Raw genomic sequence first — 13,794 nt, 5'->3', positions numbered from 1 at the left:
CAGGTCCGGCCGGGTCTAGCCTGGAACGAACCTGAGCGTGCGCGCTACCAGCCAGACTCCCCCAGCAGCGAAGACTGCGTTGTTCACCGCGAAAATCCAGAAAGTAAAAGGTCGCCTGTGGCGCGCGCCGACCGCCCATACCCCCCAGGGCACGGTCATGGTTCCCGTGCGAAAGCCGTTCACCAGGCTCCATGCGCAGGCGATGAACAGGACTAGGCCGGCAAAGAATGAAAGCGTGTCGTTCAATTTGTGTCCCAGCAGTCGCCCCTCTTAAACAGGGCCAAGCGCATGCTTCAATCCGTTCGGATGCGCGCGACGGAATGAGCGCCCGCCCTCAACTCCGCGGCGCCTGCCGCCGATAGCTCAGCGCCTCCGCGACATGGATGCGCCCCACGCCCTCCGCGCCCGCCAGGTCCGCGATCGTCCGTGCCACGCGCAGCACCCGCGTATAGCCGCGCGCCGACAGCCGCATCGCCTCCGCCGCCTGCGCCAGCAGCTTGCGCCCGGCCTCGTCGGGCGAGGCATGCGCCGTGAGGACCTCCCCGTCCGCCTCGGCATTGGTCCGCGCCGCCACGTCGCGGTAGCGCGCGCCCTGCACCGCCCGTGCTTCCGCCACCCGCGCCGCGACCTCGGCCGATCCCTCCGCCACCCGGTCCAGCACCAGGTCCGCCGCGGTCACCGGCTGGACCTCGACATGCAGGTCGATCCGGTCGAGCAAAGGCCCCGAGACCTTCGCCTGATAGTCCGCCGCGCAGCGCGGCGCCCGCGCACAGGCCAAAGCCGGATCGCCGAGATGCCCGCAGCGGCACGGGTTCATCGCCGCGACCAGTTGTACGCGCGCCGGAAATGTCACATGCGCATTGGCCCGCGCCACGCTCACCACCCCCGCCTCGATCGGCTGCCTGAGCGAATCGAGCACCGCGCGCTGGAATTCGGGTAGCTCGTCGAGGAACAGCACGCCGAGATGCGCCAGGCTCACTTCGCCCGGCTTCACGCGCAGCCCGCCCCCGGTCAGCGCCGCCATCGAGGCCGAGTGGTGCGGCGAGCGGAACGGCCGCGCCCGCGTCAGCCGACCGCCATTCAGCGTCCCCGCCACCGACGCGACCATCGACACTTCGAGCGCCTCGCCCGCATCGAGCGGCGGCAATATCCCGGGCAGACACGAGGCGAGCAGCGACTTGCCCGCGCCCGGCGGCCCGCACATCAACAGGTTATGCCCGCCCGCCGCCGCGATCTCGAGCGCGCGCCGGGCGGTCTCCTGCCCCTTCACCTGAGTGAGGTCGGGCCCGAACGCGGGCGTCTCGATTTCCCCCGCCGCCGGTGCCGGCAGCAGCTGGTTGCCCTTGAAGTGGTTGAGCAGCGCGATCAGGTCGGGCGCCGCGACGACTTCCACCTGCCCCGCCCAGGCCGCCTCGGGCCCCTGCGCGGCGGGGCAGACCAGTCCCTTGCCGATCTCCGCCGCATGCAGCGCCGCGAGCAGCACCCCCGGGCTCGGCGCGATCCGGCCGTCCAGCGCGAGTTCGCCGACCACGACATAGCCCGCCAGCGTCTCGGCATCGACCACGCCCATCGCCCCGAGCAGCGCCAGCGCCACCGCCAGGTCGAAATGCGATCCTTCCTTGGGCAGGTCGGCGGGCGAGAGGTTGAGGATGATGTGCTTGGGCGGCAGCGCCAGCCCGATCGCGGCCATCGCGGCGCGCACCCGCTCGCGGCTCTCCGCCACGGCCTTGTCGGGCAGGCCGACCACGACGAACTTCGGCAGCCCGGCGACAAGGTTGCACTGCACCTCCACCGCACGTGCCTCCAGCCCCAGATAGGCAACCGTCGAAACGCTCGCGACCAAGCCCTGCCCTCCCCCAAGTGCTGGCAAGGATAGCGGCATTTCTCCAAAGCGGCGGGGAAGTGCCCCCGTTATGGATCAAGCGCGGGCCCGTTGCGGGAAGCACCGCACCGGCATAGCCTGCCGCACATGGTCCGCGCGCTCACCCCCGGCAATCGCGGCGCTTCCGCCCTGGCGGCGGCGGGCGTGCTGGTACTGGTGTTCCTGCTGCTGCGCGCCGGCCTCTCGGTGCTGCTGCTCCCGCCGACCCACGAGCGCCCGCTCCCGGTCGAATTCGTCACGCTCCCGCCGCCACCCGAGCTGCCCCGGCCCGAGCCAAAGCCGGTCCCGCCCCAGTCGCACCGCATCTCTCCGGGCACACCTGCCCCTGCTCCAGCCCCGCCCCAGACCCCAACCGCCACGCTCGCCCCGCTGGCGCCCGCGGCCCCGCCCGTCGCGCCCGTGATCGGCCCCGGCGGCATCGGTAGCGGCACGGCGCAGGGGAGCGGCGGCAGCGGCAAGGGCGGCATCGGCGGCGGCACCGGCAGCGGCACCGGCAGCGGCACCGGCAGCGGTATCCCCGCGCCCGCCCCGGCCAAACCCCGGCTGCTCCCGCCCGACTGGGTCCATATGCCGACGCCCGAGGAGCTCCGCCGCGTGAACCCGCCCGGCGCGCAGGCGCAGAACCAGAGCGGCGACGTGCTGCTCGCCTGCCACATCCTGCCGACCCGCCGCCCCAAATCCTGCCGCGTCGTCCGCGAGACCCCGCGCGGCTATTTCTTCGGCGCGGCGGCGCTCGATGCCTCGCGCGACTTCCAGATCAATCCGCCGATGCGCGGCACTACGGTCGATGCCGAGGCCTGGGTGGTGATCCCGGTGCATTTCAACAACGACTGAGCGCCGACGATCACGGCGCCACCGGCGCGAACTCCTTCTTCACTGCGCCCAGCAGCGGGCTCGTGCCGTTCGGCAGATAATCATAGTTGATCGCCCACAGGATCGTGCCGCCCAGCCCCGCCTCGCGCACCCAGGCCGCCTTGGCCGCGATCGACTGCTCGTTCTCGAAGGAGAGGAATCCCGCCTTGTTGCGGCCCGATCCCGCCGGCGTGTAGCCGCCGCCGGCATAGCTGCGATAGCCGACCTGCGCCTCGGCATCCCAGTGATAGGTGCCGTTGGTCAGATAGCCCATGCGCACCAGCTCGGAATAGCGCAGCGCCACATCGTCGACTTCGAAGATCCGGTTGGCTTCGGTATCCTGGCGCGGGCCGGTGACGCCGGGGCCGAAATAGATGCCGTAGAAACCGATGCCGATGCCGATCTTGCTGCGCGGCACCCCGGTCTTGGCATAGGCCTCGACGCTCGACGCCAGGTCGCGCGGCGTCTTGCCCGTCGCGCCGAAGATCGGACTGCTGAACCAGGAAAGCCAGCCATTGCCGCTCCAGGTCGTGCCGATGCCGTAGCTCATCATATTGTATTGATCGACGGCGTTGGCGAGGTCGGCCTGCCATTGTGGCACCTTGCCGCCGGGCTCGAGGTCGTTGATCGACACCGTATAGCCCGGCAGCGTGAGCAGCGCCGCCTTGCCCGCCCCCTGGTAGCGCGGGCGCTTGGCGAACTCGGCGCGCAGATCGGCGATCAGCGCGAACACGCGGCGCTTGGCCTCGTCGCCGCTCACATGCGGAGTGATGTCGTCGCTGCCCTCGAACTTGTCCTCCCAGTCGAGGTCGAGCCCGTCATAGTCATGCGCGACCATATAGTCGGCGATGTTGCGGACGAAGACCGGGCGGACCGCATCGCTGGTCGAGAGCAGGAAGCCGTCGCCATCGGCCGCGCCGCCCAGCATCAGCAGCGCCTTGCGGCCCGCATCATGCGTGCGCTTGACCAGATAGTCCTCGACGCTGCGCACCCCGTCCGGCGACAGCTTCGCCTCGTGCGCGGTGCCGGCGCCCTCGACCACAGCCCCCGGCGCGCCGTGCAGCGTGCCCCCGCCCGGCGCCACCCGCCCGAAGACGAAATGAGTGAGCGCGGTCATGTCGACCTTTTCGGGCGGATACATATTGTCCCAGAAATATCCGAGATAATAGGCAGTTACCCAGGGCCTGGCGACGCCGGGCAGCGTCACCGCCACTGTCGCCGTCGCCGTCTTGCTCGGATCGGCCAGGCTCTTGGCGATCACATGATAGGTCCCCGCCATCTCGGGCGCGACATAGAGCCCGGCGATCGAAACCGAACCGCCATTCGCTTCCTGCACGCTCCAGCCGCAGCGCGTGTCGATATCGCCGGTCACCGCACAGGCGAATTGCTGGTTGCCATTGGCCGCGACCTGCGCGGCTGCCGGGGTGATCTTGATCGTCACCTGCCCGGTCGCAGTCGGCGAAGGCGTCGGGCTCGGCGTCGGCGAGACGACACCGCCGCCGCCTCCGCCACTGCAGGCGGCAAGGAACAGCATAAGGGCGAGCGTGGGAGCAGATCTATTCATGCGCCGCCCCTGCCCACTCGCGTCCCGCACAGACGAGAAAGGTGCGACAAGGGCTGACCTCGCGTCGATGAAACAAGCCTAAAGCACGATGAACCAACTCCGCGTGTCTTGCACAACCAACACACACTCCCCACGTCGAGTATATGGCCCGCGCACGCAGCCCGATCCTCCGCACTGCCCTGTTCGTCACGGGCGCGCTGCTGATCGCCGTCGCGCCCCTGGTCGGGATCATCCCCGGCCCGGGCGGAATCTTCGTCTTCGCCGCCGGGCTGGTGCTCGTCCTCCAGAACTCGCTATGGGCGCAGAAGGTGTTCGCGCGTACCAAGCGCCGCTGGCCGCGATTCGGCCATTACGCCGACAAGGCACTGCGCCGGGCCAGCGCGCGGCGCCGCCGTCTGCGTGCCGAGGAGGCGAAAATCGCCCGTGCAGAGGCCGAACTGCTGGGTTTTGGAGACACAGCGCGTTGACTCGGTCGGAACGTCCCACTATGGGCACCCGACACGCGGCCGCCCCTGTGGTGGCCCTTTTACGTTCTAGATACTTGAGGATGAGCGATGAAGCGGACCTTTCAGCCGAGCAACCTGGTGCGTGCGCGCCGGCACGGCTTCCGCAGCCGCATGGCGACCCCGGGCGGCCGCAACGTGATTCGCGCCCGCCGCGCCCGCGGCCGCAACAAGCTGTCGGCCTAATTCCGACTGCCGTTGCGCGGCTTACGCAGCGCAAGGATTATCTCGCGGCAAACGCAGGCAAACGGGCTCCCATGCCCGGTTTTGTCCTGATCGTTCGTGCGCGTGACGATGCCGATCCGTTGATGCGGGTCGGCATTACCGTATCCAAGAAAGTCGGCAACGCGGTGATCCGCAACCGGATGAAGCGCCGGTTCCGCGCGCTTGTCCGCGAAGTGTTGCCCGAAGCGGGCCTGCCCGGCGCCGATCATGTGCTGATCGGCCGGAACAGCGGCATCGAGCGCCCGTTCGACGATCTCAAGGCCGAGCTGGTCAAGGCGCTGGCGAAGGTGAAGCGGTGATCGCCCGCTTCCTCATCCTGCTCACCCGCGCGTGGCAGATCGGCCCTTCGGCGGTGCTCCCACCGAGCTGCCGCTACTCGCCCAGCTGTTCGGCCTATGCAATCGAGGCGCTTCGCCGCTATGGGGCTGTCAAAGGCAGCTGGCTCGCCATCCGGCGGATCGCCCGCTGCCACCCATGGGGCGGCCACGGCTACGACCCAGTGCCATAAGTTTTTCCGGGGAATCGGTACGTGAAGGAAGACCAGAAGAATTTCGTGCTGTTCGCGGTGATCGCGGGGCTGCTGCTGTTCGCATGGCCCTATGCAACGCACTGGCTCTTCCCGCAGCAGCCGGCCGCCACGCAGACGGTGAACGGCAAGCCGACCAAGGTCACGCCGGGCGCGACTCCCGCCACCGATTCGCCCACCGCGATGCGCGACCGTGCGGTCGTGCTGGGCGAGAGCCCGCGCGTCGCGATCGAGACGCCCTCGCTCAAGGGCTCGATCAACCTCAAGGGCGCGCGCATCGATGACCTGATGCTCGTCGAATATGCCGAGACGACCGCGAAGAAATCGCCGCCGATCCGCCTGCTCTCGCCGAGCGGTGCCGAGGGCGCCTATTTCGCGCAGTTCGGCTGGCAGGGCGGCGCCCAGGCGCCCGACCAGAACACCGTGTGGCAGGCAAGCGGCACCAAGCTGACCCCCACCACCCCGGTGACGCTGACGACGAAGACCGCCACCGGCCAGGTCTATCGCATCGATCTCTCGGTCGATCCCGACTATATGTTCACGATCCGCCAGACGGTCGCCAATGTCGGCGCGGCGCCGGTGTCGGTCACGCCCTATTCGCTGGTTTCGCGCGCGCAGCGCTCGAAGGACGTCGATCAGTGGGCCGCGCATGTCGGCCCGGTCGCCGTCGCCGACGGTGCCGCCAAGTACATCAACTGGGGCGATATCGAAGCCGCGCCCACCCAGCTTCCCACCACCGGCGGCTGGGTCGGCTATACCGATCATTACTGGCTGACTGCGCTGATCCCCGATCAGCATATCCCGGTTGCGCTCCAGCAGCGCGGCACTGCGAAGCAGACCTACCAGGCCGATTACAGCCTGGCCCAGCCGCTTGCGCTCGCGCCGGGCAAGCAGGCCAGCTACACCAGCCGCTTCTTCGCCGGCGCGAAGGAAGTGAAGCAGCTCGAGGCCTATCAGGCCAAGCTCGGCGTCGTGCAGCTCAGCCGCGCGATCGACTGGGGCTGGTTCGAGATCGTCGAGAAGCCGATCTTCTATTATCTCGACTGGCTGTTCCACCTCGTCGGCAATTTCGGCGTGGCGATCATCCTGCTGACGATCACCATCCGCGGCCTGCTCTTCCCGATCGCGCACAAGCAGTTCGAATCGATGGCCCGCATGCGCGTCGTCCAGCCGAAGATGAAGGCGCTGCAGGAGCGTCACAAGGACGACAAGCAGCGCCAGCAGCAGGAGATCATGAAGCTCTACAAGGAAGAGAAGGTGAACCCGCTCGCGGGCTGCCTGCCGATCCTGCTTCAGATCCCGATCATGTTCGCGCTCTACAAGGTGCTGCTGCTCACGATCGAAATGCGCCACCAGCCGTTCGCGCTGTGGATCCACGATCTCTCGGCACCCGATCCCGCGACGATCATCAACCTGTTCGGCTATCTCCACTTCACCCCGCCGGGCTTCCTGGCGATCGGCGTGGTGCCGGTGCTGCTCGGCGTGTCGATGTTCTTCCAGATGAAGTTCAACCCGGCGCCGATGGACGAAGTCCAGAAGCAGGTCTTCGCGATCATGCCGTGGATGCTGATGTTCATGATGGCGCCGTTCGCCGTCGGCCTGCAGCTCTACTGGATCACCTCGAACTGCATCACCATCCTGCAGCAGCAGTGGCTCTATTCGCGCCATCCGGTGCTCAAGCAGTCGATGAAGAAGGAAGCACCCGCAAAGTGAGCAGCTTCGACGACGACCAGATCGAGGCGGCGAGGAAGCTCTTCGCCGGCCCGATCACGTTCCTGAAGTCGGCACCCAAGCTCGAGCACCTCCCCAATCCGGTGGTGCCCGAGGTTGCGTTCGCCGGCCGCTCGAACGTGGGCAAGTCGTCGCTGATCAACGCGCTCACCAACCGCAACACGCTGGCGCGCACCTCGAATACCCCGGGGCGCACGCAGGAGCTCAACTTCTTCGACGTCGGCGATCCGCTCAGGTTCCGCCTGGTCGACATGCCCGGCTACGGCTTCGCCAAGGCGCCGCGCGACATGCTGCGCCAGTGGCGTTACCTGGTGAACGACTTCCTGCGCGGCCGCGACGTGTTGAAGCGCGCGCTGGTGCTGATCGACAGCCGCCACGGCATCAAGGATGTCGACAACGACATCCTCGACATGCTCGACATGGCGGCGGTCAGCTACCGCATCGTCCTGACCAAGACCGACAAGATCAAGGCGAGCGAGCTCGCCGACGTCTATGCCCGCACCCAGGCCGAGGCCCGCAAGCGCCCCGCCGCGCATCCGGACATCATCTCGACTTCGTCGGAAAAGGGCATGGGCCTCCCCGAGCTGCGCGCCGCGGTGCTCGAGGCGATCGGTTGAGCGCAGAGGCGCTGCTCTTCTCCTACGGCACGCTCCAGCTGGCGAGCGTGCAACTGAGCCAGTTCGGCCGCCTGCTCGAAGGCAGCGACGACGTGCTCCACGGCTACCGCCAGATCGAGATCACGATCCGCGACCCGGACGTGCTCGAAGCCAGCGGCATCGAAGTACACCTCGCCTTGGTCCCCGACGCCAGCGCCCCACCCATTCCCGGCAAGGTCTTCCGCCTGACGCCGGAGGAGCTGGCCGCCGCCGATGTCTATGAGAGCGAGAACTACACCCGCGTCGCCGCCCCGCTGGCGTCGGGCATTACCGCCTGGGTGTACGTGAAGGCTTCGCCGACGGTATCTTTATAACATCGGCTGACTAACTTATGATTCCTGCAATATCGTCGGCATGCGTGAGCAGCTTTTCTGCCCCCGCCGCAACCTTCTCACCCCAGATGACGCCTTCGCCGACAAGTTTAAGACCCTTCCGGGTCTTTTCCCACCATTTTTCCTTTACCTCATCTCCCTCGGCCCGGTTCGACCAGGCTCGAGCAAACTCAGACGCGACCATGCCATAGGCTTTTGAGAGCCCAGCAATGCCCAACGAAGGATAATTCTCAACTGCCCAGTGGAGGAAGGTTAACTGTCCGCGGAGAAACCTTGCAAGTTGTCCGTCAAAATCAGCCCCTTCAATCCCATCAATGAGTTCTGCAATTTGGGCAGCCACCGCCTCCACTGTCACCGTTTCAATATTTGAACGAGTATTCATTGGAAGAACATTAGAGGCAAGATGAATAATATTGAACGTTTCGTCAAGCTGAGCAATATTTGAAACATTATTCTGAAGATATATTACATCATAAGAAGCCCTCATTCTACGAAGGGCCCCTAAGAACAATTCCTTCGATCTCTCATCTTTCACGGATTCTTCAATCTGGCTTCGAAGATCATCCAATTTTGCGGCGAACTGCGCGTATGCGAACCAAAATTCTCCGGTACCGTATTGTGTACCCCAAAACTCAGCCCACTCGTCTCTAAGATCTCTATTTTGCCTTCCCTTCCGGATGGCTTCATAGGCCTCCAAAATCTCACCAGCGAGAGTGGCAGCGCCTGCAACAGTCATACATTCCGCTCCAGATCTATCCGGCCCAAATTACCCTGCCGTTTCAACTGGTCAATGAAACCATCGAGATCATGCTGAGTAGCCCGAAAACACGTAAGGTAGTGACCTCTTCCTGCTTGTAGGCCACACTCCTCCCAAACGGAGGGGACCCGCCACATGACCACTGCGCCCAGCGCACCCGCCCGCCTCGCGGGTCTCGACCTGTTCCGCGGGCTGACCGTGGCCTGCATGGTCATCGTCAACACGCCGGGCAGCTGGGACCATGTCTGGTGGCCGCTCGATCATGCCGAGTGGCACGGCTTCACCCCCACCGACCTCGTCTTCCCCGCCTTTCTCTGCGCGATGGGCGTGGCGCTCGGCCTGTCCTTCCCGCGCGCGATCGATCGCAGCCTGTGGACCCGCATCGCCCGGCGCACCGCGCTGCTGATCGCGCTCGGCTGGGCCTGGCAGTTCCTCGCCCGCGGCCCGGTCGACTTCCGCGTCTTCGGCGTGCTCCCCCGCCTCGGGCTCTGCTACGGCCTCGCCGCCAGCCTCGCGATCCTCACCGCCCGCCGCGACCCCGACGGCCGCGCGCACCTCAATGCCCCCGCGCTCGGCATCGCCGCCGCTGTCCTGCTGATCGGCTATTGGGCGCTGATGACCTTCATCGCCGCACCCGGTCACATGGCGGGCGACCTCAGCCCTGAGGGCAATCTCGCCGGCTGGATCGACCGGATCGCCGTCACCACCCACCATATGTACCGCTACGGCACCGACGCGGCAGGCAATATCGTCTATGATCCCGAGGGCCTGCTCTCCACCCTGCCCTCGCTGGTCAACGTCCTGCTCGGCGCCCTCGCGGCCCTGCTGTGGAAGACGGATCCCGGCCGCGCGACGATGCGCATCCTGCTCGCGGGCGTGGCCCTCACCGTGATCGGCTATGCCTGGTCCTTTGCCTTCCCGCTCAACAAGAAGCTGTGGACCAGCAGCTTCGCGTTGTGGACTTCGGGGCTCTCGGCGATCCTGTACACCGGCTGCATCGTCGCGTCGCGCTCCGCAGGCGTGCGCAGTGCGCTGTGGCCGCTCGACGTGCTGGGGATGAACGCCATCCTCGGCTATATGCTCTCGCTGCTGCTCTCGCTCGCGATGATCCGCACCGGCTTCCAGCGCTGGGCCTGGCACGGCCTCGAGACGCTGATGCCGGGCAACCTGCTCCTCGCCTCGTTCCTGTTCGCACTCGGCCTGCTGGTGGTCGTGCTCGCCTTGCTCATCCCGCTCCACAAGCGCGGCATCCACCTGCGGCTATGATAAACGAGCTGGTAACCATCCCACGCTAGAGACCTTCCAAATGGGGAAGGTTGACCAACACGCGCTCAAGCGGGCGATCTGGGGCAAATGGGCGGCGCTGCAGCCGCGCCTGATGCGCGCGCACTCCGTGGCGATCCAGCGCGGCTATCCGGTTTCCTTCGCCGCCAGCGTCTTCGTCAGCATCATGATGACGCTGATGATCCACGCCAACGGCTATTTCGCCTGGCACATCGCCGCGCTTGCGCTCCACCTCGCGATCAATACCGCGGTGCTGGTCCGCTGGCGCGACGGCAAGGCGCGCGACTGGTGGGTGGAAAACAGCGCGACGACGCTGCGCGCCACCGTCATCGAAGCCGCCGCGGTCTCGTTCGGCTGGTTCCTGCTCCTGTCCACACTCGGCGTCGGCGCGACCGATCAGGAGCTGATCGTCACCACCGCCTCGATCACCGGAGTCGTCGCGATCGGCGCGCTGCGCTACGCCCCGCTCCCGCCCGCCAGCCTCGCCTGGCTCGGCATCGCGGTCGTCATCTGCGCGCTCTACGCGATCTTCGCCAATATCCCCACCGGCGTGTTCATCTTCCTCGCCGTCTTCGTCGCCCTGCTCGCCCGCACCGTGATCGGGCAGGCCGAGCTGGTCAGCGAGCAGTTCGCGCAGGGCGAAGCGCTCGCCCGCGCCGCCAGCGACCGCGAGCTGGTCCACGCGACCAAGCAGCAGGAAGAGCTCCTTCACGCCGCCAACACCGCCGAGGCACGCCACCGCGCCCAGGTCGAGCATGAGCGCGAACGCCGCGCCGAGATCGCCCGCATCGCCGACCGCTTCGAGCACCAGTTCGTCACGGCGATCAGCGAGCTCGCCGCCGCCGCCGAGCAGACCCGCACCTCCGCCCAGGGCCTGGCTGGCACCACCATTTCCACCCGCGACGAGATCCGCGGCGTCGCCGGCCGCGCCGTCCGCGCCGATACCGGCGCCGCCACGCTGTTCGAGGAATCGGCCAATCTCAGCCGCACCCTCGCCACCGTCGAGGCGAGCATCGCCGCGCAGAGCGAGACCACCCAGCACCTCCACGACCTCTCCCGTTCTGCAGACGCGCGCTTCGGTACGCTCACCCAGCACAGCGCCAGCGTCGGCAATATCGCCGACATGATCGCCGAGATCGCCGCGCGCACCAACCTCCTCGCGCTCAACGCCAGTATCGAGGCCGCGCGCGCCGGTGAGGCCGGCCGCGGCTTCGCGATCGTCGCGCAGGAAGTGAAGAGCCTCGCCAGCCAGACCGCGATCGCCACCGGCGATATCCGCGCCCAGCTCGAGCGCATGACCGGCGCAGTCCACGCCACCACCTCGATCGTCGGCGAGATGCGCGACAGCTTCGACCGGATCGGCGAAGTCGGCGGCGCCGTCGGCAACGCGATCGCCAATCAGGGCGACGTGATCCGCTCGATCCAGAGCTATGCCGGCACCGCAGCCGCGCTCACCGCCGATCTCCAGGCCGGCGCCGCCAGCGCCGAAGCCGCCACCGAAAGCGCCGCCCGCACCACGGCCGAAATGGACGCCGCCACCGACACGCTGGTCGGCCAGGCCCGCCGGCTGATGCACGAGATGCAGGAATTCCTGGGGACACTAAGGGCGGCGTAAACTCCTTCTCCCATTTGGGAGAAGGAAGGGGCCCGCTCGCGAAGCGAGTGGGAAGGATGAGGGCAGGCGCGCCTCAATCCTTCAAGCTTGCGGCGAAGCTGCCCTCACCCAACCCTCTACCAAAGGGAGAGGGCTTTAAGCCACCGCCACCTCCGGCCCCTTCTCCACCCGCGCCGCGAGGATCGCCACCGCAGCCACCAGCCCGAACGCCCCCGCCACCAGGAACGCCGGCGTATAGGTCCCCGTCCACGCCCGCACCGCGCCCGCCCCGAACGCCGCGGTCGCCGCGCCGACCTGATGCCCGACCATCACCCAGCCGAACACGATCGGCGCATCGCGCTCGCCGAAATGGACGTTCGCCAGCTTCACCGTCGGCGGCACCGTCGCGATCCAGTCGAGCCCATAGAACATCGCGAACACCAACAGGCTCGACGCGCTGAAATCGAGGAATGGCAGCGCGAGCAGCGAAAGCCCGCGCAGGCCGTAATAGACGAACAGCAATTTGCGCGGATCATAGCGGTCGGTCAGCCAGCCCGAAGCGGTCGTCCCGATCAGGTCGAACAATCCCATCAGCGAAAGCAGCCCCGCCGCCTGCACCGGCCCGATCCCGTGATCGCCGCAAAAGGCGATCATGTGCGTGCCGACCAGCCCGTTGGTGGTCAGCCCGCAGACGAAGAAAGTGCCGAACAACAGCCAGAAGGTCATGCTCTTCGACGCGCGGAACAGCGCAGTGAACGCCAGCGCCGGGGTCGCCGCCTGCTTCATCGGCGGCGGCGGCGCGCTCGCCTCGGTCTCGCCGAAGCGGCGCACGCCCACATCCTGCGGATGCTCGGGGATGAAGAACAGCACCAAAGGAATCACGCAGGCGCTGGCGATCGACACGGCCAGCGCCACCGGCCGCCACGCCCCGCCCTCGGCCAGCCAGGCAAGCAGCGGCAGGAACACCAGCGCGCCGGTCGCGGTGCTCGCGGTCAGCATGCCCATCACCAGCCCCTGCCGCGTCGCGAACCAGCGATTGACCACCGCCGCGCCCAGCACCGACGCCACCGCGCCGCTGCCCACGCCCGAGAACACGCCCCAGCTCAGCACATATTGCCACGGCTCGGTCATCCACAGGCTCGAAAAGGTCGCCGCCGACATCAGCGCCAGCCCGGCGAGCATCGTCCGCTTGATCCCGAACGACAGCATCAGCGCGGCGGCGAACGGCCCGACCAGCCCGTAGAGCATGATGCCGATCGCCGCCGCGGCGGAGATCGTCGCGCGATCCCAGCCGAAATGCTGCTCGAGCGGCAGCATCATCACGCCCGGCGACGAGCGCAGCCCGGCAGAGACGAGCAGCGCGACAAAGGTCACGCCCGCGACGATCCCGGCATAGCCGCGCGCGCCCAGCGGCAGACGGGAAAGCACCGCGATCATGCCCGGCCGCCTTCGGCGCTGCGCACCAGCGCCTGGAGCCCGAGATCGAGCCCGCGCAGCAGCTCGCTGCCCATGCCCGCCTCCACCCGTCCCTGCACCTTTTCCCAATCGGGCTCGGCACCGGTCATCGCGGCGTGCCCGGCCGGTGTCAGCGTGGCGAGCTTGGTCCGCCCGCTGCCGGCGCGCACCGTCACCCAGCCCAGCTTCTCCAGCGGCGCCAGCGCCCGGTAGAGCGAGCTGCGGTCCATCTCGAGCTGCTCGGCCAGCCGGCTCAGTGCCAGCGGCTGCGCCCGCGAGATCTTGCGCAGGATCGAGAATTGCGCGGTGGTCATGCCATGGCCGGCCAGCGCCTCGTCATAGACGCGCGCCACCGCCCGGGTCGCCTTGCGCAGCATCGTGCAGGCGCAGGTCACGGAAAATTGATCTTGATGCATATGCATCGTGTATACAC

At 67.3% G+C, this 13,794-nt stretch carries 16 protein-coding genes; 10 read left to right on the top strand and 6 right to left on the bottom strand.

Features of this window, described 5'->3' with window-relative positions; translation table 11 throughout:
- Positions 1–15: 15 nt before the first annotated feature.
- Together HZY97_RS00870 and HZY97_RS00865 are read right to left on the bottom strand one after the other, a co-directional pair.
- A complete protein-coding gene (locus HZY97_RS00870) occupies positions 16–246 on the bottom strand; it encodes a hypothetical protein (RefSeq protein WP_180139515.1) in 231 nt (76 codons plus the stop codon).
- Between the two features lie 88 nt (positions 247–334).
- Positions 335–1,843: a YifB family Mg chelatase-like AAA ATPase gene (locus HZY97_RS00865; protein WP_180139513.1), complete on the bottom strand. Its 1,509-nt coding sequence runs from the start codon at positions 1,841–1,843 to the stop codon at positions 335–337.
- A gap of 126 nt (positions 1,844–1,969) precedes the next feature.
- Between HZY97_RS00865 and HZY97_RS00860 the strand changes: the two genes are divergently transcribed.
- Entirely contained in the window at positions 1,970–2,716 is a 747-nt protein-coding gene (locus tag HZY97_RS00860; RefSeq protein WP_180139510.1) for an energy transducer TonB, read from the top strand.
- A 10-nt stretch (positions 2,717–2,726) separates the two neighbouring features.
- Here HZY97_RS00860 and HZY97_RS00855 read toward each other — a convergent pair whose 3' ends face one another.
- The gene (locus HZY97_RS00855; RefSeq protein ID WP_180139507.1) at positions 2,727–4,298 is read right to left on the bottom strand and encodes a glycoside hydrolase family 18 protein; all 1,572 of its coding nucleotides are present in this window, start codon (positions 4,296–4,298) and stop codon (positions 2,727–2,729) included.
- Positions 4,299–4,441: 143 nt separating this feature from the next.
- Between HZY97_RS00855 and HZY97_RS00850 the strand changes: the two genes are divergently transcribed.
- The 7 genes from HZY97_RS00850 to HZY97_RS00820 all read left to right on the top strand — a co-directional run bounded on the left by HZY97_RS00850 (position 4,442) and on the right by HZY97_RS00820 (position 8,253).
- The gene (locus HZY97_RS00850) at positions 4,442–4,765 is read left to right on the top strand and encodes a hypothetical protein (protein ID WP_180139504.1); all 324 of its coding nucleotides are present in this window, start codon (positions 4,442–4,444) and stop codon (positions 4,763–4,765) included.
- A gap of 87 nt (positions 4,766–4,852) precedes the next feature.
- The gene (gene rpmH / locus HZY97_RS00845; RefSeq protein WP_086128886.1) at positions 4,853–4,987 is read left to right on the top strand and encodes a 50S ribosomal protein L34; all 135 of its coding nucleotides are present in this window, start codon (positions 4,853–4,855) and stop codon (positions 4,985–4,987) included.
- A 71-nt stretch (positions 4,988–5,058) separates the two neighbouring features.
- The gene (gene rnpA, locus HZY97_RS00840; protein ID WP_373684243.1) at positions 5,059–5,325 is read left to right on the top strand and encodes a ribonuclease P protein component; all 267 of its coding nucleotides are present in this window, start codon (positions 5,059–5,061) and stop codon (positions 5,323–5,325) included.
- Complete coding sequence (gene yidD / locus HZY97_RS00835) at positions 5,322–5,534, top strand: membrane protein insertion efficiency factor YidD (protein ID WP_180139501.1); 213 nt, start codon at positions 5,322–5,324, stop codon at positions 5,532–5,534. Before rnpA ends, yidD begins: the two co-directional genes overlap by 4 nt.
- A 21-nt stretch (positions 5,535–5,555) precedes the next feature.
- The gene (yidC, locus tag HZY97_RS00830; RefSeq protein WP_180139498.1) at positions 5,556–7,265 is read left to right on the top strand and encodes a membrane protein insertase YidC; all 1,710 of its coding nucleotides are present in this window, start codon (positions 5,556–5,558) and stop codon (positions 7,263–7,265) included.
- Positions 7,262–7,900, top strand: a complete 639-nt coding sequence (yihA, locus tag HZY97_RS00825) for a ribosome biogenesis GTP-binding protein YihA/YsxC (RefSeq protein ID WP_180139495.1) — start codon at positions 7,262–7,264, stop codon at positions 7,898–7,900. The genes yidC and yihA overlap by 4 nt, the downstream gene beginning before the upstream one ends.
- On the top strand, positions 7,897–8,253 hold the full coding sequence (locus tag HZY97_RS00820; protein ID WP_180139491.1) for a gamma-glutamylcyclotransferase family protein: 357 nt from the start codon (positions 7,897–7,899) through the stop codon (positions 8,251–8,253). The genes yihA and HZY97_RS00820 overlap by 4 nt, the downstream gene beginning before the upstream one ends.
- A gap of 10 nt (positions 8,254–8,263) precedes the next feature.
- Here the strand turns inward: HZY97_RS00820 and HZY97_RS00815 are convergent, their stop codons facing one another.
- On the bottom strand, positions 8,264–9,007 hold the full coding sequence (locus HZY97_RS00815) for a hypothetical protein (protein ID WP_180139488.1): 744 nt from the start codon (positions 9,005–9,007) through the stop codon (positions 8,264–8,266).
- Positions 9,008–9,163: 156 nt separating this feature from the next.
- On the opposite strand from HZY97_RS00815, the gene HZY97_RS00810 reads away from it, so the two are divergent.
- Both HZY97_RS00810 and HZY97_RS00805 read left to right on the top strand, forming a co-directional pair.
- Entirely contained in the window at positions 9,164–10,294 is a 1,131-nt protein-coding gene (locus HZY97_RS00810; RefSeq protein ID WP_180139485.1) for an acyltransferase family protein, read from the top strand.
- Between the two features lie 40 nt (positions 10,295–10,334).
- Positions 10,335–11,927, top strand: a complete 1,593-nt coding sequence (locus HZY97_RS00805; RefSeq protein WP_180139482.1) for a methyl-accepting chemotaxis protein — start codon at positions 10,335–10,337, stop codon at positions 11,925–11,927.
- 135 nt (positions 11,928–12,062) lie between these two features.
- On the opposite strand, the gene HZY97_RS00800 is transcribed toward HZY97_RS00805, so the two are convergent.
- Together HZY97_RS00800 and HZY97_RS00795 are read right to left on the bottom strand one after the other, a co-directional pair.
- Positions 12,063–13,343 carry an MFS transporter gene (locus HZY97_RS00800; RefSeq protein ID WP_180139479.1) on the bottom strand — a complete coding sequence of 427 codons (1,281 nt, stop codon included), beginning with the start codon at positions 13,341–13,343 and terminating at the stop codon, positions 12,063–12,065.
- Positions 13,340–13,777, bottom strand: coding sequence for a MarR family winged helix-turn-helix transcriptional regulator (locus tag HZY97_RS00795; RefSeq protein ID WP_180139476.1), 438 nt, complete (start codon positions 13,775–13,777; stop codon positions 13,340–13,342). The genes HZY97_RS00800 and HZY97_RS00795 overlap by 4 nt, the downstream gene beginning before the upstream one ends.
- Positions 13,778–13,794 lie beyond the last annotated feature (17 nt).

Source organism: Sphingomonas sp. R-74633 (genome assembly GCF_013416555.1).
In the GTDB taxonomy this organism is placed as follows: domain Bacteria; phylum Pseudomonadota; class Alphaproteobacteria; order Sphingomonadales; family Sphingomonadaceae; genus Sphingomonas.
Note: the sequence above shows the minus strand (reverse complement) of the source record. Positions and strands in the feature narration are given on the sequence as shown.